Source organism: Kitasatospora sp. NPDC004289 (assembly GCF_053602875.1).
Genome location: NZ_JBSGEL010000010.1, coordinates 14,024 through 33,736, shown reverse-complemented (window position 1 = coordinate 33,736; position 19,713 = coordinate 14,024). Strand labels below are relative to the sequence as shown.

Here is a 19,713-nt window from a genome sequence, read left to right as displayed (position 1 = left end):
GAGAACAGGGAGGCGACCGGTGACGGCATCACGGACCGCACCCCCGCCGTCGGCGCGGGTGCGACGGGTCGACCTGGCGGGGCTGCCCGCCCCGGTCACGGCAGCCCGGCACGTGGTCCTGGCGACCCTGGCCGACTGGCTGGTCCAGCGGGCCGAGCGCGGCGACGTCGCCCTGGTGGCGAGCGAGTTGGTCGCCAACGCGGTCCTGCACGGCGGCGGCCCGCACCGCCTGGTGCTGACCGAACTCGACCGCGCCGACCCGGGCGCGGCCGCCGTCCGGGTCGAGGTGACGGACGGCAGCCCGCACACCCCGGCCCAGCGCCCCGGCGGCCACGGCCTGCTGGTCGTCCGCCACCTCAGCCGCGCCTGGGGCCACCGCCCCACCCCGCCCGGCAAGACCGTCTGGGCCGACGTCCCGCACGAGCCGCCCGGGACCTCACCGGCCTGAACCCCCTAGCGCGGGAGGGCAGTTGGTCACCGCCCCGCTCGCGGCGGCCGATCTCCCCCGCAGGTGCACCGACTACCCGACAGGAGTGCGCGCGCATGGGCGGTGTGGGCCCGCAACAGCCTGACCACCCGGTCGGTCCCACCGGGGACGAACGGCAGGAACACCAGGGCGGGGACGGCCGCGACCGCGACCACCGACAGCGCCGGAACGAACAGGGCGACGAGCAGGACCCTCTGCACCGACCTGGCGCCGAACAGGTGGAGGGGGACGGGGACGGACATGGGCTTCTCCTCGGGTCGGCCCCGGCCACGGTCCGGCCGGAAGGGGCGATGAGGCGACGATGCCCCCGAGTTCGCTTGTCCGCGCCCCTCCGGCTGATCCCCGCAGGTAAGGTCCGGACAAAGCCGGGGTTCTCCCGGGACGGCCAGGACAACGCCGGTGATCCGGGGGATGCGGGGAGCGATGGCAGGCCGGGGCGGCAGACCCTGGGGGCCCATCCGGGCCGAGAGTGCCGAAGCGCAGGCCCTGGCCGAATTCCTGCGCCGGCAGGTGGACGCGAGCGGACTCACGATGACCGTCGTGGCGGAGCGGATCCATGTCTCCCGGACCCAGGCCGGCCTGTACCTGGCAGGCCGGATTCCCCATCAGGACTTCGTCACCGCCCTGGTGCGGGCCACCGTCCCCGAACCGAGGCGGCGTGAGCGCTGCCTGGCCGAGGCCGTGCGGCTGCTGCATGCCGCGCTGCACCCCGCCCCCGACTCCTCGGCACCGCCGCACAACCCGGCCGCCGAGCTGGCCCGGTTACGGGCTCAACAGGTCGAGACCTACGACCGGTTGACGCGCTCCCTGGAGCAGCAGGCCGAGCTGGTCCAAGCGGCCAACAACTCAGCGCACCTGGTGATGGTGCTGCTGAACATGCTGCAGACCCTGGAGCGGCGCGTGGGAAGCCTCTCCGCCGAACGGGACCGGCTGCGCGAGCGGACCGCGGAACCCGGGGAGCTCGAGCAGGCGCAGCGGCAGCTCGCGCGGGCATTGGACCAGGAGCAGCGCGCGCAAGAGGAACTCGCCCGGGCCGAGCAGAAGCAGCGGCGGGCCGAGGAACTCGCCGAACGGGTCCAGGCGCAGGTCCGGATGCTGACCGAGGAACTGGACCGGCTGCGCGCCGGCGGCGCGCCGGGTCGGGAGCGCCCCGCCGGGGCGGGCGAACAGGAGCAACCGGTGCCGGCCCCGGCGGGGGACACGGTCGGTGACGACATCGATCAGGCGCTCGCCCGGGCGGTCGCGGTGAACGACGCGGACGACCTGACCCTCCGGCGGATCAGCGACCAGCTACAGGACGAGGACGAGGACGACCCGGGTGTCCCGGGGGCCGGGGCCGCCGACCCCCCGGGTGCCCCGGGGCTCCGACCGGTTGTCCCGGACAACCCGGACAACCCGTCGGCAGGCTTCACGAGCGGCGAGGCCGCACGGCACACGCTGGGAGTTCCCGACCGGGGGCACAGGGGTACCGACCTCGACACCGTGCGGAGACTGATCGCCCTCCACCGCGGTCTGCCGCGCACCGTGGCGGACGACGACGGACCGACCGCCACCGACGGCGCCCTGACGGCTCCTCGGCCGGTCGGCACCGCGGATCTCGTCGCGCCCGGGCGCCCGCGCCCGGCCCGGGGAACCGGGGGAACCGCCCGGCCGATCACCCGCGCAACCGTCATCTCCATGTACAGCGGCACGTCCGAGGGCGGCGGCAAGACGACCAGTGCGGTGAACCTGGCGGCCACCCTGGCCCGTCAGGGCCACCGGACGCTCCTGGTCGACCTCGCGGGTGGCGACGCCTCGGTCGCACTGGGCATCGATCCCGGCGAGCTCGACCTGACCCTCTACGAGCTGATGATGCTCCGCAGCACCGAAGCTGAGGACGTCGTCCTGACGGTCCACGACGAACTCGCCCTGCTGCCGTCGAACTCCGGCATCAGGTCGGCCAACACCCAGCTCGTCGCAGACGTCGAACGGCAGTCGGTACTCGCCCAGGCGCTGCAACCGCTGCTCTTCGACCACGACTACGTCGTCATCGACTGCCCGCCCGGTCTCGAGATGCTGACCATCAACGCGCTGACCGCTTCGGACACCGTCGTCAGCCCGGTCCGCTGCGACTTCACCGGCCTCCACTCCCTGCTCCTGCTCGCCGACACCTTCGAGCGCATGCGGTCCGGCTTCAATCCGCGCCTGCGGTTCGAGGGGGTCCTCGTGACCCGGTACCTGGGCGGTGCGCACGAGTCCGACGTGCTGGACGCCTTCGCCCACCTCTTCGGCGACTGCCTGCTCCACACCGTCATCCCGTACACCCCGCAGATCCCCCGGAGCACCGTGGCGGGCCAACCGCTGCACGACTTCGCCCCCAGATCCGCGGCTCGCCAGGCCTACGAGGAACTGGCGGTCGAGCTCCGCCGCAGCCTGACCTCGGCGGACCGGCCGTTCCCCGACGTCAGGGCCGCCATCGCGCAGGCGCGCGACCGGCTCCCGCGGCCCGACGCGGCACCGTGAGAACCCGACGGGCCGTCAGACCTCGATCGCGCCGCCGACCAGGCGCAGGTGCTCGCGGAAGGTGTACGCGGGATCGGCGGCGCGGCGGGCCAGGTAGTCCTCGAAGGAGGTCTGGCGGCGCAGCGTGTCACCGGCCCGGATGCGGTCGGCCTGGGCCCGCTCGGTGGCGTGGATCGCGGCGGCGGTCTCGGCCAACTCCCGGGCGTGGGAGGCGGGGAGGAAGAGCACACCGTCCCGGTCGGCGACCACCAGGTCCTCCGCCGTGACCAGGTGGGGGCCGAAGCGGGCGGAGGCGAGGGCCTCGGGTTCGCGCGGGTCCACCCGGAGCGGGCCGAGCGGGTTGCTGCCGTAGCTGAACACCGGCAGGCCGATCTCCTCCAGCTGCGGGGTGTCCCGGTGCAGGCCCCAGATCACCACGCCCGCGATCCCGGCCGCGGCGGCCTCCAGCACCGCGAGGTCGCCCGCGCAGGCCTCGTCCGTCCGGCCGCCGTTGTCGATCACCAGCACCTGGCCCGGGCCGGCCGTTCCGTACGCCTCCAGGAAGACGTCCACGCTCCCGTAGTGCCGCACCGGCAACGCCCGCCCCAGCACCCGCTGCCCGGGGGCCACCGCCGCGATCCCGGGCGGCGCCACCCGCACCGGCAGGCCGAGCCGCACGGCGGCGTCGGCCAGCTCGGGGGTGGAAAGCTCCAGGGCGGACAGCTCCGCGAACTCCTGCGGCATGAAGGTCTCCTGACCGTGCATCAGCCCGAACCGGACGTCCGCAGCCTACTCCCGCCCCCGCCGCCACCACCGCTTCGGCGGCCGGTCCTCCGGAGGCGCCGGCGGTGGTGCGGTGTCGTACGCGCGCGAGACCACCTCGACCCGGCCGGTGGCGTGGTCCACCCGCACGGTGTCCAGGCCCATCCGCTCCAGCTCGGCGATCTGGTCCGCGTGGGTGGTGCGGTTGAGGGCCAGCGCGGAGACCATCGGGTCGCCGTCGCCGATCACCAGCTCCTCGGTGAGCAGTGCCTGCATCAAGGGGTGGCCGGTGTTGCCGGGCGGGTCGGCGTCCACCGCCAGGTGCACCAGCAGGTGCTCGGAGCCGGTGTCGAGCCAGCGGGCGTGCGAGATCCAGACGCAGTGGATCTCGGGGAAGTCGCGCACACGGGCGGCCGCCGCGTCCCGCAGCGCCACGGCGAGGGGGTGGGTGGACCAGGTCAGCCGGAGCCGCTGCCCCGCTCCCCTGACGCCGCGTCCGGCCATCGCCTCGAACAGCGCCTCCACCGGGAGCAGCACGGTCGCCCCGTCGGGACCGAAGAGCACCAGGCGCGCCGCACCGTGCTCGCGGATCAGCTCCAGCAGCCGGAGCGCGTCGCAGTAGACGGTGCCGGCGGCGTGCGGGAGGTGGGCGGCGCAGTCCCGTTCGGCGGTGAAGCCGGGCAGCGCGGGCACACCGTCACCGGACCGCTGGACCAGCAGGACACCGCCGTCCCCCCGGACCGGGACGTAGAGCCCCTGGTCGATGACGGCGCCGAGCACCTGGGGTGCCAGCTCCTCGGGCCCGCCCCGGGCGATGAAATCGGCCAAGGCCGCATCGAGAGTCACCGGCCGATGATAGGACAGTCATACGACCCTTCCCCGGGCGCCGCACGGGCTCCCGTGGTGGTCACCATCCACCACGGGAGCCCGTACGCCGGTGACCTGCCGTCCCGTCAGTTGAACGGCAGGCGGACCACCGAAGCACTGCCCTGGGCCTGGGTGGCACCCACCCGCAGCGAGGCCGGGGCGTTGCCGATCGCGGACCAGACCTCGATCCGGACGGTGCCGTTGCTCAGGTTGCCGAGCGCGCCGGTGGAGGCGGCCAGCCCGGCGGTGGCCGAGTAGCGCTCCCAGCCGGTGACCGGGTCGGTGGCGAAGTACCGGTAGGTCTCGGTCCGGTCGAAGCTCCCGTCACCGGTCAGGTCGTAGGAGACCCGCAGCTGCTGGCCGAGGCCCACGGCCGGGCCGGCGTCCAGGTAGAGGTCGAACTCCGTGGCGGCGCCCGCCCGCAGGCTCGCGTTGACGTTGCGCACCTCGTAGACGGTCGGCTGGTACGGCGTGCCGTCGTGGTTGGTGCCGCCCGCCGAGGCGACGGTGTCGGAGGAGGCCCCGGCCCCGTACCCGGTGGTCAGCTTGCCGCCGGGCTGGAGGTAGAAGGTGTTCCCGCCGACCGGCGGCACCGACGGGGACGAGGTGGGCGAGGGGGAGGGCGACGGCGAGGGGGACGGGGTGGGCGTCGGCGTCGGCGTCGGCGTCGGCGAGGGCGTGACCCCGCCCGTGCCGCCGTCCTGGAAGCTGCCGCGCTCGCTGGCGGTGGACCGGGCCGGCACGTTCAGCACCGCGCCGTCCGAGAAGCGGACCGTCCGCGCCGCCGTCGAGAAGTTGTGCGCGACGTGGGTCCGGGTGGAGCCGCTGACGAAGACGGCCGCCGTCGGCAGGTCGGCGGTGACCGCCGGGTCGAGGGTGCCGAGCACCGCCAGGTTGCCGATCCAGTGCTGGACGTGGGCCTTGGACTCGCCCTCCTCCGGCGTGTAGGAGTCCTTGCCCGCCTGCCAGTTGGCCTTGGCCCCGGCCGGGTCGGCGAGCGCCTGGAACTCCCAGGCCAGGTCCCGCCAGTCGGTCAGCACGCCGCCGTTGTTGGCCTTGTGCTCCGCGAGGTTGGCCAGCAGGTCGTCCTGACGTCGCGCCAGGTAGAGCGAACCACCGGTGATGGGCAGGTAGTTGATGCCGTGGATCATGCCGGGGCTGGCGGTCCACCAGGTGGAGTAGGCGGCGCCGCTGCCCCACACCATGCCGACGGTCTGGTGGCCGAAGGAGGACGGGAAGACGGCCTGGTCGGCGTTGGACCAGTACTGCTCCACGGCCCGCGACTCGGTGGTGTAGAGGTAGAGGCCGAGGTCGCGCAGCGTGGTGTCACCGGTGGCGGAGCCGTAGAGGATCAGCCCGGCGCTGAAGTTGAGCGATTCGGAGGAGGACTCCTCGTTGTTGCCCGCCGCGAAGCCGGCGTGGCCGGAGGCCCAGCCCATGCCCGCGTACGGGTCGAAGCTGCGCAGCCAGGGGAAGCGGGTGTCGGCGCGGTCGGCGTTGGCGGCGTCCTTGGCGAGCAGCTTGACCATGCCGCCCCAGGCCGAGTCCGCGGCCCAGGCCGCGTCGTAGCGCGCCACGGTGGCGGCGGCCTGGATGTAGTAGCCGTAGTGGAAGTGGTGGTCGTTGAGCTCGCCGTCGGTGCCGTAGGAGGCCGGGTAGCCGATCAGGGTCTTCCACTGGTCGTCGTAGGCGAAGACGGTGGAGCCGGTGCCGGCGAACCACTGCTGCAGCTTGCCCTTGATCAGACCGAGCAGCTTGTCCCTGGTCGCGGTGTCGCCCAACTGATCGGCGATCGGCACCAGTTGGGCCAGGCGGCCGAGGGCCTTGCCGGTCCAGTAGGTGTCCGTGGCGCCGCTGAACGGATCGGCCGCGTCGGCCGCCTCGCGGACCAGCGCGCCGAGCGTGGCGCGGTCGGCGCCGCCGACGTCCGGCAGCGAGGGCAGGATGGCGTCGGCCTTCATCACGGTGGAGAAGCCGCTGCCCTGGCGCACCTTCATCTGTCCGCGCGGGGAGGTGTAGCTCAGCGCGGTGAGCTGGTCGGAGGTGGCCAGCCACTGGTGCCGGTACAGGGCCAGCAGGGTGCCGCTCTGGCTGCCCTCGACCGGGGTGGTGGTGGCGGTGTAGTTCGTGGTCAGCGAGCCGTTGTCGTAGGCCCAGGAGACCTTGGTGTCGGTGACGAAGCTGTACGCGTAGGTGCGGTAGAGCGCCAGGTCACCGGGCGAGGGCAGGACGGCGACGGAGTAGTAGTCCTTGGCGCCGAGCGCGGCCGACAGGGTGGAGCCGTTGACGTTCCAGCTGGTGCCGGTGGGGGCGAACAGGCCGTAGTGGTGGCCGCCGACGGTGATGCCGAGGACGTTGCCCTGGCTGGCGAAGACCGTCGGGGTGCCGGCCGCGGTGATCTGGGCGGCGCCGCCGGTGGCCCGGGCGTAGACGTAGGGCAGGCCGTGGCCGATGGTGGCGGTGAAGCTGTGCCCCGCGTCGGCCCAGGCGGGGGTGACGGTCCAGTCGGTCCAGCCGTCCACCTTGGTGTCGGGCGAGTTGAGCCCGGCCACCCCGAGGGTGAGGTCCTTGGTGTGGGTGAAGTCGTACTGGCGGCCGTCGGGGGTGACGGTGGGCGAGGTCGGGTAGCCCACCTCCAGGCCGGAGTTGACGGCCTTGAAGGTGAACGGGTGGGCGTACATGTTCTCGGAGTACGGGTTGCCCGCGTAGCGCTGGAAGACCAGCGAGGACCACCAGTCGTTGGTGGGCACGGCCTTGCCGGCCATCCGGGCGGTGACCTTGGGCGCCACCGGGGCGCCGGCGGAGTTGCTGGGGCCGACGGTGCCGGCCGGGCGGGTGTCGGTGTACCCGCCGAGGCCGACCTTGACGGTGGCTGCGGAGGCGCTGGGCGCGCCGACGGTCGCGGTGAGTGCGGCGGCGGCGAGGGCCAGGGCGGTCAGGACGGCGGCGGGGCGCCGCGGTGGCTTCACGATGAGTCACCTCAACTGGAAGTGGGGGAAGGTGAGAGCGCTCTCAGCCCCGGACCGTAGGGGCGGCCCCGGAAGGGTGTCAACGGGCCGGACGAAACCTTCCTGACTTCGGACTGTGAAACCAGGACTCCCCGAACTCCCCAGATCACGTTCAGATTTCGACCACTTGACGGCCGGGACGCCGCCCGGCACGCTCCTTCCAGCGCTTGAGAGCGCTCTCAGAACTCGATCAGGAGGCACCCCCATGCGCCCGTTCAGAGCCGCCACCCTCGGCAGCGCCGCCCTTGCCGCCGCCCTGCTGCTGACCGCCTGTGGTTCCGGTTCCACCGGCTCGGCCGATGGCGGCGGCGACGGCAAGGTCACGCTCACCGTCGACCTGTTCGGCACCTTCGGGTTCAAGGAGGCCGGCCTCTACGACGAGTACATGAAGCTGCACCCGAACGTCACCGTGAAGCAGACCGACACCCAGGACGAGGCCCAGTACTGGCAGGCGCTGCAGACCAAGCTGGCCGGCGGCGGCGGTCTGGCCGACGTGCAGGGCCTGGAGGTCGGCCGGATCGCCAGCGTGATGCAGAAGCAGGCCGACAAGTTCCAGGACCTGCGCTCGCTGGGCGCCGCCGAGGTGAACGACGGCCTGGTGCCCTGGAAGGCCGCGGCCGTGAAGACCGCCGACGGCAAGGTGCTGGCCGCGGGCACCGACATCGGCCCGGAGGCGATCTGCTTCCGCACCGACCTGTTCAAGGAGGCCGGCCTGCCGACCGACCGCACCGAACTGGCCGCCAAGTGGTCGACCTGGGCGGGCTACCTGGAGCTCGGCAAGGAGTACGTCGCCAAGGCCAAGCCGGGCAACGGCTGGACCGACAGCGCCGCCGGGATGTTCACCGCCGAGGTCGGCCAGCAGAAGGTCCGCTACTCCGACGAGGCCGGCAAGCCGGTGCACGACACCAACCCGGCCGTGCAGACCGCCTGGGCGGACGCCACCAAGCTGGTCGCCGACGGCCTCTCGGCCAAGCTCCCGCAGTGGACCCCGGAGTGGAACAAGGCCTTCTCCACCGGCAAGTTCGCCACCCTCAGCTGCCCGGCCTGGATGATCGGCTACATCAAGGGCCAGGCCGGCACCTCCTTCTCCGGCAAGTGGGACATCGCGCCCGGCCCGGGCAAGACCGGCAACTGGGGTGGCGCCTACCTGGCGATCCCGAAGACCGCCAAGCACCCCAAGGAGGCGGCCGAGCTGGTCAAGTGGCTGAACGCCAAGGAGCAGCAGGCCACGCTCTTCGCCAAGCAGGGCTCCTTCCCGTCCTCCACCGCCGCGCAGGCCGAGATCAAGTCGGTCAAGGACCCGTACTTCAACGACGCCCCGATCGGCGAGATCTTCAGCGAGTCGGCCGTCAACATGCCCGCCCAGGTGCTCGGCACCCAGGACGGCGTGGTCACCAAGGCGTTCACCGACGCCCTCGGCGAGGTCGAGCGCACCGGCACCGCCCCGGGCACCGCCTGGCAGCACGCGCTGGACAACGTCAAGAAGGCCTCCGGCAACTGACGGCCCCTCCGACGCCCGACTCCCCCGGGGCGGGGCCGCTCCGCTCTGCGGCCCCGCCCCGGGAAAGGACCCCCATGGCCACGCTCACCGCCCCCCGCCCCACGACCAGGCCCGCCCCGCGCCCGGGCCGGCTCGCCGGGCGGCTGGCCCCGTACGGCTTCCTCGCCCCGTTCTTCGTCCTGTTCGCGGCCTTCGGCCTGTTCCCGCTGCTGTACACCGCGTACGTCTCGCTGCACCGGGTCGAGCTGCAGACCTCCGAGCAGATGGACTGGCTGGGATTCCAGAACTACACCCGGCTGTTCGAGGACCCGTACTTCTGGAACGCCCTCGGCAACACCTTCACCATCGGCGTGCTCTCCACCGTCCCGCAGCTGCTGATGGCGCTCGGCCTGGCCCACCTGCTCAACTACCGGCTGCGGGGCCGGACGTTCTTCCGGGTCGCGATGCTGATGCCCTACGCCACCTCGGTGGCCGCCGCCACGCTGGTCTTCGCCCAGCTCTTCGGGCGCGACTACGGGCTCATCAACTGGGCGCTGCAGTCCGTCGGGTTGAGCCCGGTGGACTGGCAGGCGTCCACCTGGGCCTCGCAGTTCGGCGTCTCGGCGATCGTCACCTGGCGCTGGACGGGCTACAACGCGCTGATCTACCTGGCCGGGATGCAGTCCATCCCGAACGAGCTCTACGAGTCCGCGGCGGTGGACGGCGCCTCCCGCTGGCAGCAGTTCCGGCACATCACCGTGCCCGGTCTGCGGCCGACCATCGTCTTCACCGTGGTGGTCTCCACCATCGGCGCCACCCAGCTGTTCGGCGAGCCGCTGCTCTACGAGGGCAACTCCGGCGGCGGCATCTCGCACCAGTACCAGACCCTCGGCCTCTACCTCTACGAGCAGGGCTGGACCTTCTTCCACCTCGGCCGGGCCGCCGCCGTGGCCTGGGTGATGTTCCTGCTGATCGTGGTGCTGGCCCTGACCAACGCGGCCGTCGCCGCCCGGCGCAACCGTACGGACGGGTGAACCGCCATGGCTTCCACGACCCTTGTGCTCAAGCGCGGCAGCAGCCGGGCGGCGGGGCGGCGCTCGCCGCTGCAGGGCGGACCGCTGGCCTACGCGGTGCTGGCCCTCGCCACCCTGCTCTTCGTCTTCCCCTTCTACTGGACCCTGGTGGCCGCCAGCCGCTCCAACTCCGAGCTCAGCTCGGCGACTCCGGCGCTCACCCCCGGCCCCAACCTGTTCCACAACATCGGTGAGGCGCTGGAGCAGGCCGCGATCGGCACCGCGCTGCTCAACTCACTGGTGGTCTCCGCCGCGGTCACCGTCGGGGTGGTGCTCTCCTCCACCCTGGCCGGCTTCGCCTTCGCGAAACTCCGCTTCCGGGGGCGGGGGTTGCTGCTGGCGATCACGGTGGGAACGATGATGATCCCGCCGCAGCTCGGGGTGATCCCGCTCTTCATGGTGATCGTGAAGCTGGACCTGCAGAACAAGCTGCCCTCGGTGATCCTGCCCTCGCTGGTCTCCGCCTTCGGCGTCTTCTTCATGCGCCAGTTCCTGGTCCAGGCGCTGCCGGACGAGCTGATCGAGGCCGGCCGGATGGACGGCGCCTCGTCCTTGCGGATCTTCCGCTCGATCGTGCTGCCGGTGGCCCGCCCCGGCATGGCGGTGCTCGCCATGCTCACCTTCATGGCCACCTGGAACGACTTCTTCTGGCCGGTGGTCGCGCTGAGTTCGCAGAACCCGACCGTGCAGGTCGCCCTGAAGTCGCTCGGCCAGGGCTACGTGCCGGACCAGTCGATCGTCATGGCCGGCACCCTGATCGGCACCCTCCCCGTGCTCCTGGTCTTCGCCCTGCTGGGCCGTCAGATAGTCGGCGGCATCATGCAGGGCGCCGTCAAGGGCTGAGCCCTCTACCGTAGTCACCCATGGAAGGCGACATGTCCGTAGCAGCCCTACCGGCCCCCGTCCGCTCCGACCGTCCCACCGACTTCCCCACCGGCTTCGTCTGGGGTGCGGCCACCGCCGCGTACCAGATCGAGGGCGCCGCCGCCGAGGGCGGCCGCTCCCCGTCCATCTGGGACACCTTCAGCCGCACCCCCGGCAAGGTGCGCAACGGCGACACCGGCGACATCGCCTGCGACCACTACCACCGCTACCGCGAGGACGTCGCGCTGATGGCCGAACTCGGCCTGGGCGCCTACCGGTTCTCGCTCTCCTGGCCGCGGGTGCGGCCGGGCGGCACCGGCCCGGCCAACGAGACCGGGCTGGACTTCTACGACCGTCTGGTGGACGAGTTGCTGGGCAAGGGCATCACGCCCGTGGTCACGCTCTACCACTGGGACCTGCCGCAGCAGCTGGAGGACGCGGGCGGCTGGCTGAACCGCGACACGGCGTACCGCTTCGCCGAGTACGCCACCCTCGCGGCCCGCCGCCTGGGCGACCGCATCCCGACCTGGACCACGCTCAACGAGCCCTGGTGCTCCGCCTTCCTCGGCTACGGCTCCGGGGTGCACGCCCCCGGCCGGACCAGCCCGGCGGAGGCGCTGACGGCCCATCACCACCTGCTGCTGGCCCACGGCCTGGGCACGGCCGCGCTGCGCGCCGAGCTTCCGGACTCCGCGCAGGTCTCCCTCACCCTCAACCTGGCCGCCGTCCGCCCCGCCGGCCAGTCCCCCGCCGACCTGGACGCGGCCCGCCGGATCGACGGCCTGGCCAACCGGATCTTCCTGGACCCGGTGTTCAAGGGCAGCTACCCCGCCGACGTGCTGGCCGACACCGCGCACGTCACCGACTGGGGCTTCGTCCACGACGGCGACCTGGCGGAGATCTCCCGCCCGGTCGACTCGCTGGGCATCAACTACTACACGCCCACCGTGGTCGGCGCCGCCGACCCGTCGGCACCCGCCGCCCGCCAGGACGGCCACGCCGGGGAGATCTCCCCCTGGCCCGCCGACGAGGGCGTGCGCTTCCTGCCGGCCGAGGGCAGCCGCACCGCGATGGGCTGGCCGGTGGACGCGGACGGCCTCTACGAGCTGCTCACCCGCCTGCGGGACGAACTGCCCGGCCTGCCGCTGCTGGTCACCGAGAACGGCGCCGCCTACGACGACTACAGCGACCCGAGTGGCGCGGTGCACGACCCGGAGCGGGTGGCGTACCTGCACGGGCACCTGGACGCGGTCCGGCGGGCGGCGGCGGACGGGGTGCCGGTGGGCGGGTACTTCCTCTGGTCGCTGCTGGACAACTTCGAGTGGTCCTTCGGGTACGGCAAGCGCTTCGGCATGGTGCACGTGGACTTCGCCAGCCAGCGCCGCACGCCCAAGGACAGCGCGCGCTGGTACGCCGAGGTGATCCGGACCGGGCGGCTGCCCGAGGCGTGAGACGGCGTACCGCCACCGTGAGACGGCCGAGGGCCGCGACCCGCTCCGGGTCGCGGCCCTCGCTCGCGCTACTTCTTCGGCGAGCCGCCGGCCCGGACCGACTTGGTGATGGTCTTCCACTTCTTCAGACGCTCGGCCGCCAGCCGGGCGTCCGTCCGGGAGGCGATCCAGTCGTTCTCCTTCTGGAGCTTCTGGTAGCTCTCCCAGCGGCGCACCGGGAGGGTGCCCTCCTCCAGCGCGGCCAGGACGGCGCAGCCCGGCTCCCCGGCGTGGCGGCAGTCGTGGAAGCGGCAGTCGGCGGCCAGCTCCTCGATCTCGGCGAAGGCCGTCGCGAGGCCCTCGCCGCCGAACAGGCCGGCGCCGCGCAGGCCCGGGGTGTCGATGACCACGCCGCCGCCGGGCAGCGGGATCATCTCGCGGGTGGTGGTGGTGTGACGGCCCTTCTCGTCCACCGAACGGGTGGCCTGGACGACCATCGCCTCGGAGGAGGAGAGCGCGTTGGTGAGGGTGGACTTGCCCGCGCCGGACTGGCCGATCAGCGCGCTGGTGGTGCCCAGGCACGCCCGGAGCACGTCGATGCCCTCGCCGGTCTCGGCGCTCACCGCGAGCACCGTGACGCCGGGGGCCACGCCCTCGACGTCGTCCCTGACGAAGTCGGCGTCGCCGACCAGGTCGCTCTTGGTCAGCACGACCAGCGGCTCGGCGCCGGACTCCCAGGCGAGCGCCACGAAGCGCTCGATCCGCCCGAGGTCCGGGTCGGCGGCCAGCGAGACGGCGATCATGACGGTGTCCACGTTGGCCGCGAGCACCTGGCCCTCGGAGCGCTTGCCCGCGGTGCTGCGGATGATCGCGGTGGTCCTGGGCAGCACGGCCGCGACGCTCGGCAGCGGAGCCGTCGTCAGGTCGACGCCGACCCAGTCTCCGGTGCAGACCCACTCGGCCGGATCGGAGATCCGCACCGGGCGGAGGTCGGCCCGGACGGTGCCGGGCGCGCCGGAGCCGTCGTCGTCGAGGAAGACGTCGCACAGACCCCGGTCGACCCGGGTGACCCGGCCCGGACGCAGGTCCGTGCCGGCGAAGAGGGAGAACTTGGAGGCCCACTCGTCGTTCCAGCCGTAGCCGGACAGCGAGCGGTCAGTGATGGAGAGGTTCAACTTCGGGGTGACCCTTCGAGGGGGTGGCCCCGGCGTCCCGCGCGCGGCGCGGGTGGTGAAGGAGTGTCAGCCGGAGACCACGGAGGTGGGAACGAGGACCTTCTGGGTGCGGACGGAGTCCGCGACGACGACAGTCAGCACGGTCGTCACCTCCTTGTTCACTCAACGGCTTTCACAGGGGGCGGTACGCCCCCGGCCCGGGCGACGATAGCGAACCGCCGCACGCCCGCGCACCCCTTTTTTCCACCGCCCGTCAGACGTGCCAGGAGCCGCCCGGCCGGTCGCTGTCCGGTGGGGGCGGCGGACGGCGGCGGCGGTGCGCCCCGGCGTTGCCGAGACGGCCGCGCAGGTTGCCCGGGGGCAGGAAGTCCGCCCAGCGCTCGGGGTACTCGGAGGGCGGGTGGTCACCCTCGTCGTCCTCGTCCAGGTCGTCCTCGTGGCCCTCGCCCAGGCCGAGCTCGCGGGCCAGCCGGGCGCGCTCCACGGCCCGGCGGGCGGTGGCCTCGCGGACCACGGCGGCGGCGGCCTCCTCGCTGGCGCGCTCGTTGGCGGCGCGGGCGTCGGCGGTCTCGGTGGTGGGCCAGCGGCGGTCCAGCGCGGCGTTCATCGCGGCGCCGATCAGCACCGCGAGGGCCACCACGCCGATCCAGAGCAGCACCGCGACCGGCGCGGCCAGCTGCCCGTAGACCGAGCGGCCCTCGATCGAGCTGACCAGGTAGAGCCGGAGCAGCACGCTGCACACCACCAGCACCACCAGGGCCACCAGGGCGCCGGGGATGTCCTCCCGCCAGGGCGTGGAGACCGGCACGGCCACGTGGTAGAGGGTGGTGAGGAAGACGACCAGCAGCATGATCGCCACCGGCCAGTAGAGCGCGTCGATCACCCCGGCCGAGTCCGGCAGCGCGTTGCGCACCAGCCCGGGCCCGGCGAGCAGCAGCGGCAGCACCAGCGAGCCGATCACCAGGGCGCCCAGGTAGAGGCCGAGCGACATCATCCGGGTCTTCACGATGCCGCGCTTGCCGTCGAGGCCGTACATCACGGTGATGGTGTCGATGAAGATGTAGAGCGCCCGCGATCCGGACCAGAGCGAGAGCAGGAAGCCGATCGAGATCAGGTCGGGCCGGCCGCCCTCGTCGAAGACGCTGTCGAGCAGCGGCTGGACGATCTGCTGGATCGAGCTGGGGGCCAGCACGGTGGCGCTGGCCTGGAGGATGTCCTGCTCCAGCTTCTGGATGGTGCCGGCGCCGAGGATGTCGTCCAGGTAGCCGAGGGTGCCGGCCAGGCAGAGCAGCAGCGGGGGGATGGAGAGCAGCGTGAAGAAAGCCGCCTCCGCCGCGAGTCCGGTGACCCGGTACTCGACGCACGTGTTGGTGGTGTCCTTGACCAGCGTCCAGGCGGTCGTGCGCCACGTCGACTCGCGGCGGCGCCGTCCGCGACGGCGGCGCCGGGAGGGGCGCTCGGCCCCCGTCCTGCTGGTTTCCCCTGCTGCTTGCACGCCCCTAACCTATCGGTCCCGGGGCGGCTGACCCACGTGCAACCTGACGGGGTCTCACCAGGCGCCCGGGCTGCGGCGGAGCGGGCGGCGTCTCAGGAAGCGAAACTCACGAGTCCATCATCCGGACGTTGGTGGACCGGGGGTCGTGCGGCGTGCGAATCTCTTGCCATGCCGAGCGCCGGAACCACCCTAGTAGGTCGACTTCACGTCGATCTCCTTCGCGTGTCCAGCGCCATCTGTCCGGTGACCTGAGCCCACCCCGCCGCCTTCCACCGCACGCCGGCGCGAACCTCTTCGCCGTCCCCGCCGCTGCGGATGCGCGAGCCCCTGGCAAGGTCACTGCTCCCCCGTACCTCGCGGAGAACCCGCAGGTCGTCGCAGGTCCGTGCCCGGAAGCCCCGCAGCCGCCCCCAGAGCCACTGCCGTAAGGACTTCACCATGGCCAGCACCCCCGAAACGGACGAGCCCCAGGCCGCCGGCGCCCCCGCGCGCCGCCCCGCGGCCGCCCGCAAGGTGACCCGCCACCGTGGCGAGGGCCAGTGGGGTCTCGGGCACCGCACCCCGCTCAACGCCAACGAGCAGTTCAAGAAGGACGACGACGGTCTCAACGTGCGGACGCGCATTGAGACGATCTACGCCCAGCGCGGCTTCGAGTCCATCGACCCGGCCGACCTGCGCGGCCGGATGCGCTGGTGGGGTCTGTACACCCAGCGCAAGGAGGGGATCGACGGCGGCAAGACCGCGATCCTGGAGCCGCACGAGCTGGACGCCGAGTTCTTCATGCTCCGGGTCCGGATCGACGGCGGCCGCCTGACGGTGGCCCAGCTGAAGGCGATCGCCGAGGTCTCGGAGAAGTACGGCCGCGGCACCGCCGACCTGACCGACCGCCAGAACGTCCAGTACCACTGGATCCGGATCGAGGACGTCCCGGCGATCTGGCAGACGCTGGAGGCGGTCGGCCTCTCCACCACCGAGGCCTGCGGCGACACCCCGCGCGTCATCCTGGGCTCCCCGGTCGCCGGGATCGCCGAGGACGAGATCATCGACGGCACCCCGGCCATCGACGAGATCATGAGCCGCTTCATCGGCAACAAGGACTTCTCCAACCTGCCGCGCAAGTTCAAGTCGGCGATCTCCGGCTCGCCGCTGCTGGACGTGGCGCACGAGATCAACGACATCGCCTTCGTCGGCGTCGAGCACCCCGAGCACGGTCCGGGCTTCGACCTCTGGGTCGGCGGCGGCCTCTCCACCAACCCCAAGCTGGGCGTGCGCCTGGGCGCCTGGGTCCCGCTGGACGAGGTGGCCGACGTCTACGGCGGCGTGATCGGCATCTTCCGCGACTACGGCTACCGCCGCCTGCGCAACCGGGCGCGGCTGAAGTTCCTGGTCGCCGACTGGGGCCCGGCGAAGTTCCGCCAGGTGCTGGAGGACGAGTACCTCAAGTACCGGCTGGTGGACGGCCCCGCGCCGAAGGAGCCCAGCGGCACCTGGCGCGACCACGTCGGCGTGCACCGGCAGAAGGACGGCAAGTTCTACGTCGGCTTCGCGCCGCGGGTCGGCCGGGTCAACGGCAAGCTGCTCGGCCAGATCGCCGAGCTGGCCGCCGAGCACGGCTCGGACCGCCTGCGCACCACCGCCGAGCAGAAGATGCTGGTCCTGGACATCCCCGAGGACCGGGTCGAGTCGCTGGTGGCCGGCCTGGAGGCACTGGACCTGCGGGTCACCCCCTCGCCGTTCCGCCGCGGCACGATGGCCTGCACCGGCATCGAGTTCTGCAAGCTGGCGATCGTCGAGACCAAGGAGCGCGGCCGCACCCTGATCGACGAACTGGAGGCCCGCCTCCCGGAGTTCGCCGAGCCGCTGACCATCAACATCAACGGCTGCCCGAACGCCTGCGCCCGCATCCAGGTCGCCGACATCGGCCTCAAGGGCCAGCTGGTGACCGACGAGAACGGCGAGCAGGTCGAGGGCTACCAGGTCCACCTGGGCGGCGCGCTCGGCCTGGAGGCCGGCTTCGGCCGCAAGGTCCGCGGTCTCAAGGTCACCAAGGACGGCCTGCCGGACTACGTGGAGCGGGTCCTGACCCGGTACCAGGAGGACCGTCAGGAGGGCGAGCGCTTCGCCCAGTGGACGGCCCGGGCCAGTGAGGAGCAGCTGTCGTGAGCGAACGCGCCGCCCCCTTCCACTGCCCGTACTGCGGCGACGAGGACCTGCGGCCCTCGGAGGCCGGCCACGGCGCCTGGGAGTGCCACTCCTGCCGCCGGGCGTTCCAGCTGAAGTACCTGGGCCTGCTGTCAACCACCCACGGGGGAACGGCACATGAGCACGGCAACTGACTACGAGGCGATAGCGGCCAAGGCCGCGGTCGACCTGGAGGAGGCCCCGGCGCAGGAGGTCCTGCGCTGGGCCGCCGAGACCTTCGGCAAGCGGTTCTGCGTCACCTCCTCGATGGAGGACGCCGTGGTGGCCCACCTGGCCTCCTCGGTCTTCCCCGGGGTGGACGTGGTCTTCCTGGACACCGGCTACCACTTCGCCGAGACCCTGGGCACCCGGGACGCGGTGGCCGCGGTGATGCCGGTCAACGTCATCACCCTCAAGCCGCTGCAGACCGTGGCCGAGCAGGACGCCCAGTACGGGCCGAACCTGCACGACCGGGACAACGACCTCTGCTGCGCACTGCGCAAGGTCGAGCCGCTCAACCGCGGCCTGGCCGCGTACGACGCCTGGGCCACCGGCCTGCGCCGGGACGAGTCGCCGTCCCGGGCCAACACCCCGGTGGTGGCCTGGGACGCCAAGCGCCGCAAGGTGAAGATCGCCCCGATCGCCCGCTGGTCCCAGGACGACGTGGACGCCTACGTCGCCGCCAACGGGGTGCTGCTCAACCCGCTGCTGTGGGAGGGCTACACCTCGATCGGCTGCTCGCCGCTCTCCTGCACCGCCAAGCCGGGCGAGGGCGAGGAGGGCCGGGCCGGCCGCTGGGCCGGCTCGGGCAAGACCGAGTGCGGCATCCACCTCTGATCCACCGACCGACCGTCAACCACCCCTAGGAGAACGACCCGTGAGCACAGTCCACACCCTGGCCGCCGACGGAGCCGCAGAGGCGGCCCCGCAGGCCGCCCCCTGCGAGCGCGGCGCCACGGTGTGGCTGACCGGGCTGCCGAGCGCGGGCAAGACCACGCTGGCCTTCGCGCTGGCCGAGCGGCTGCGCGCCGAGGGCCACAAGGTCGAGGTCCTCGACGGTGACGAGATCCGTGAGTTCCTGTCCAAGGGGCTGGGGTTCAGCAAGGAGGACCGGCACACCAACGTGGCGCGGATCGGCTTCGTCGCCGAGAAGCTGGCCCGCAACGGCGTGAAGGTCCTGGCCCCGGTGATCGCCCCCTACGCCGACTCCCGGGCCGCCGTCCGCGAGCGGCACGCCGAGCTGGGCACCGAGTTCCTGGAGGTGCACGTGGCCACTCCGGTGGAGCTGTGCTCCGAGCGGGACGTCAAGGGCCTGTACGCCAAGCAGGCGGCCGGTGAGATCTCCGGCCTGACCGGCGTGGACGACCCCTACGAGGCCCCGACCGCACCGGAGTTGAGGCTCCAGACGCAGGGCCGCCTGGTGGAGGAGTCCGCCGCCGAGCTGTACGCCTTCCTGACCGAGAGGGGCCTGGCATGACCACCGCGACCCACACCCCGCAGCTCACCGAGTCGCCGTTCGCGCTGTCCCACCTGGACGCGCTCGAAGCGGAGTCGGTGCACATCTTCCGCGAGGTGGCGGGCGAGTTCGAGCGGCCGGTGATCCTCTTCTCCGGCGGCAAGGACTCCATCGTCATGCTGCACCTGGCGCTGAAGGCCTTCGCCCCGGCGCCGGTCCCCTTCGCCCTGCTGCACGTGGACACCGGCCACAACTTCCCCGAGGTCATCGAGTACCGCGACCGGGTGGCCGCCAAGCACAACCTGCGGCTGTACGTGGCGAACGTGCAGGACTTCATCGACGACGGCCGGCTGCGCGAGCGCCCCGACGGCACCCGCAACCCGCTGCAGACCGTCCCGCTGCTGGACGCCATCGAGTCCCACAAGTTCGACGCCGTCTTCGGCGGCGGCCGCCGCGACGAGGAGAAGGCCCGCGCCAAGGAGCGCGTCTTCTCCCTGCGCGACGAGTTCGGCGCCTGGGACCCGCGCCGCCAGCGCCCCGAGCTGTGGTCGCTCTACAACGGCCGCCACGCGGCCGGCGAGCACGTGCGCGTCTTCCCGCTCTCCAACTGGACCGAGCTGGACGTGTGGCAGTACATCGAGCGCGAGCAGATCGAGCTGCCGGGCATCTACTACGCCCACGAGCGCGCGGTGTTCAAGCGCGACGGCATGTGGCTGACCGCTGGCGAGTGGGGCGGGCCCAAGGAGACCGAGCAGGTCGAGACCCGACTGATCCGCTACCGCACCGTCGGCGACATGTCCTGCACCGGCGCCGTCGACTCCGACGCCGCCACCAACGCGGACATCATCACCGAGATCGCCGCCAGCCGCCTCACCGAGCGCGGCGCCACCCGCGCCGACGACAAGCTCTCCGAGGCCGCGATGGAAGACCGCAAGCGCGAAGGGTACTTCTAAG

Annotated in this window: 18 protein-coding genes; 12 read left to right on the top strand and 6 right to left on the bottom strand. The window is 72.3% G+C overall.

Features of this window, described 5'->3' with window-relative positions:
• The first annotated feature begins 19 nt into the window (after window positions 1–19).
• Window positions 20–448 (top strand): ATP-binding protein, encoded by a 429-nt coding sequence (locus tag ACWEPF_RS09235; RefSeq protein ID WP_452172064.1) that lies wholly within the window; start codon window positions 20–22, stop codon window positions 446–448.
• Between the two features lie 26 nt (window positions 449–474).
• Here ACWEPF_RS09235 and ACWEPF_RS09230 read toward each other — a convergent pair whose 3' ends face one another.
• Window positions 475–729: a dTMP kinase gene (locus ACWEPF_RS09230; protein ID WP_452172063.1), complete on the bottom strand. Its 255-nt coding sequence runs from the start codon at window positions 727–729 to the stop codon at window positions 475–477.
• Window positions 730–898: 169 nt separating this feature from the next.
• Here ACWEPF_RS09230 and ACWEPF_RS09225 point away from each other — a divergent pair, with 169 nt between their 5' ends.
• Window positions 899–2,989: an AAA family ATPase gene (locus tag ACWEPF_RS09225; protein WP_452172062.1), complete on the top strand. Its 2,091-nt coding sequence runs from the start codon at window positions 899–901 to the stop codon at window positions 2,987–2,989.
• 15 nt (window positions 2,990–3,004) lie between these two features.
• Here the strand turns inward: ACWEPF_RS09225 and ACWEPF_RS09220 are convergent, their stop codons facing one another.
• The 3 genes from ACWEPF_RS09220 to ACWEPF_RS09210 all read right to left on the bottom strand — a co-directional run bounded on the left by ACWEPF_RS09220 (window position 3,005) and on the right by ACWEPF_RS09210 (window position 7,569).
• A complete protein-coding gene (locus ACWEPF_RS09220) occupies window positions 3,005–3,733 on the bottom strand; it encodes an RraA family protein (protein ID WP_452172061.1) in 729 nt (242 codons plus the stop codon).
• A gap of 24 nt (window positions 3,734–3,757) precedes the next feature.
• The gene (locus ACWEPF_RS09215; protein ID WP_452172060.1) at window positions 3,758–4,576 is read right to left on the bottom strand and encodes a hypothetical protein; all 819 of its coding nucleotides are present in this window, start codon (window positions 4,574–4,576) and stop codon (window positions 3,758–3,760) included.
• Window positions 4,577–4,683: 107 nt separating this feature from the next.
• Window positions 4,684–7,569, bottom strand: a complete 2,886-nt coding sequence (locus ACWEPF_RS09210) for a glycosyl hydrolase (RefSeq protein ID WP_452172176.1) — start codon at window positions 7,567–7,569, stop codon at window positions 4,684–4,686.
• Window positions 7,570–7,810: 241 nt separating this feature from the next.
• Between ACWEPF_RS09210 and ACWEPF_RS09205 the strand changes: the two genes are divergently transcribed.
• The 4 genes from ACWEPF_RS09205 (at window position 7,811) to ACWEPF_RS09190 (ending at window position 12,473) form a co-directional block, all read left to right on the top strand.
• Window positions 7,811–9,106, top strand: a complete 1,296-nt coding sequence (locus ACWEPF_RS09205) for an ABC transporter substrate-binding protein (protein ID WP_345284158.1) — start codon at window positions 7,811–7,813, stop codon at window positions 9,104–9,106.
• A gap of 74 nt (window positions 9,107–9,180) precedes the next feature.
• Window positions 9,181–10,119, top strand: a complete 939-nt coding sequence (locus ACWEPF_RS09200; RefSeq protein WP_452172059.1) for a carbohydrate ABC transporter permease — start codon at window positions 9,181–9,183, stop codon at window positions 10,117–10,119.
• Window positions 10,120–10,125: 6 nt separating this feature from the next.
• Window positions 10,126–11,001, top strand: coding sequence for a carbohydrate ABC transporter permease (locus ACWEPF_RS09195; RefSeq protein ID WP_452172058.1), 876 nt, complete (start codon window positions 10,126–10,128; stop codon window positions 10,999–11,001).
• Between the two features lie 32 nt (window positions 11,002–11,033).
• Window positions 11,034–12,473: a GH1 family beta-glucosidase gene (locus ACWEPF_RS09190; protein ID WP_452172057.1), complete on the top strand. Its 1,440-nt coding sequence runs from the start codon at window positions 11,034–11,036 to the stop codon at window positions 12,471–12,473.
• A gap of 68 nt (window positions 12,474–12,541) precedes the next feature.
• Here the strand turns inward: ACWEPF_RS09190 and rsgA are convergent, their stop codons facing one another.
• Window positions 12,542–13,627, bottom strand: a complete 1,086-nt coding sequence (rsgA, locus tag ACWEPF_RS09185; RefSeq protein ID WP_452172056.1) for a ribosome small subunit-dependent GTPase A — start codon at window positions 13,625–13,627, stop codon at window positions 12,542–12,544.
• A 253-nt stretch (window positions 13,628–13,880) separates the two neighbouring features.
• A complete protein-coding gene (locus ACWEPF_RS09180) occupies window positions 13,881–15,122 on the bottom strand; it encodes a YihY/virulence factor BrkB family protein (RefSeq protein ID WP_345284166.1) in 1,242 nt (413 codons plus the stop codon).
• Window positions 15,123–15,290: 168 nt separating this feature from the next.
• Here ACWEPF_RS09180 and ACWEPF_RS09175 point away from each other — a divergent pair, with 168 nt between their 5' ends.
• From ACWEPF_RS09175 to cysD, 6 genes are all read left to right on the top strand, one after another.
• The gene (locus tag ACWEPF_RS09175; RefSeq protein WP_310593185.1) at window positions 15,291–15,374 is read left to right on the top strand and encodes a putative leader peptide; all 84 of its coding nucleotides are present in this window, start codon (window positions 15,291–15,293) and stop codon (window positions 15,372–15,374) included.
• Window positions 15,375–15,560: 186 nt separating this feature from the next.
• Window positions 15,561–17,285 carry a nitrite/sulfite reductase gene (locus ACWEPF_RS09170; protein ID WP_452172055.1) on the top strand — a complete coding sequence of 575 codons (1,725 nt, stop codon included), beginning with the start codon at window positions 15,561–15,563 and terminating at the stop codon, window positions 17,283–17,285.
• A complete protein-coding gene (locus ACWEPF_RS09165) occupies window positions 17,282–17,458 on the top strand; it encodes a hypothetical protein (protein WP_452172054.1) in 177 nt (58 codons plus the stop codon). The genes ACWEPF_RS09170 and ACWEPF_RS09165 overlap by 4 nt, the downstream gene beginning before the upstream one ends.
• Window positions 17,442–18,140: a phosphoadenylyl-sulfate reductase gene (locus tag ACWEPF_RS09160; RefSeq protein WP_452172053.1), complete on the top strand. Its 699-nt coding sequence runs from the start codon at window positions 17,442–17,444 to the stop codon at window positions 18,138–18,140. The genes ACWEPF_RS09165 and ACWEPF_RS09160 overlap by 17 nt, the downstream gene beginning before the upstream one ends.
• 58 nt (window positions 18,141–18,198) lie before the next feature.
• Window positions 18,199–18,780, top strand: coding sequence for an adenylyl-sulfate kinase (cysC, locus tag ACWEPF_RS09155; RefSeq protein ID WP_452172175.1), 582 nt, complete (start codon window positions 18,199–18,201; stop codon window positions 18,778–18,780).
• Window positions 18,777–19,712: a sulfate adenylyltransferase subunit CysD gene (gene cysD / locus ACWEPF_RS09150; RefSeq protein ID WP_345284173.1), complete on the top strand. Its 936-nt coding sequence runs from the start codon at window positions 18,777–18,779 to the stop codon at window positions 19,710–19,712. The genes cysC and cysD overlap by 4 nt, the downstream gene beginning before the upstream one ends.
• The last annotated feature ends 1 nt before the right edge of the window (window position 19,713 follow it).

Coding starts and splice junctions, on each gene's coding strand:
- ACWEPF_RS09220 (WP_452172061.1), bottom strand. CDS start 3,733: ATGCACGGTCAGGAGACCTTCATGCCGCAGGAGTTCGCGGAGCTGTCC.
- ACWEPF_RS09160 (WP_452172053.1), top strand. CDS start 17,442: ATGAGCACGGCAACTGACTACGAGGCGATAGCGGCCAAGGCCGCGGTC.
- ACWEPF_RS09170 (WP_452172055.1), top strand. CDS start 15,561: ATGGCCAGCACCCCCGAAACGGACGAGCCCCAGGCCGCCGGCGCCCCC.
- ACWEPF_RS09200 (WP_452172059.1), top strand. CDS start 9,181: ATGGCCACGCTCACCGCCCCCCGCCCCACGACCAGGCCCGCCCCGCGC.
- ACWEPF_RS09195 (WP_452172058.1), top strand. CDS start 10,126: ATGGCTTCCACGACCCTTGTGCTCAAGCGCGGCAGCAGCCGGGCGGCG.
- ACWEPF_RS09225 (WP_452172062.1), top strand. CDS start 899: ATGCGGGGAGCGATGGCAGGCCGGGGCGGCAGACCCTGGGGGCCCATC.
- cysD (WP_345284173.1), top strand. CDS start 18,777: ATGACCACCGCGACCCACACCCCGCAGCTCACCGAGTCGCCGTTCGCG.
- ACWEPF_RS09190 (WP_452172057.1), top strand. CDS start 11,034: ATGTCCGTAGCAGCCCTACCGGCCCCCGTCCGCTCCGACCGTCCCACC.
- ACWEPF_RS09175 (WP_310593185.1), top strand. CDS start 15,291: ATGCCGAGCGCCGGAACCACCCTAGTAGGTCGACTTCACGTCGATCTC.
- ACWEPF_RS09230 (WP_452172063.1), bottom strand. CDS start 729: ATGTCCGTCCCCGTCCCCCTCCACCTGTTCGGCGCCAGGTCGGTGCAG.
- ACWEPF_RS09205 (WP_345284158.1), top strand. CDS start 7,811: ATGCGCCCGTTCAGAGCCGCCACCCTCGGCAGCGCCGCCCTTGCCGCC.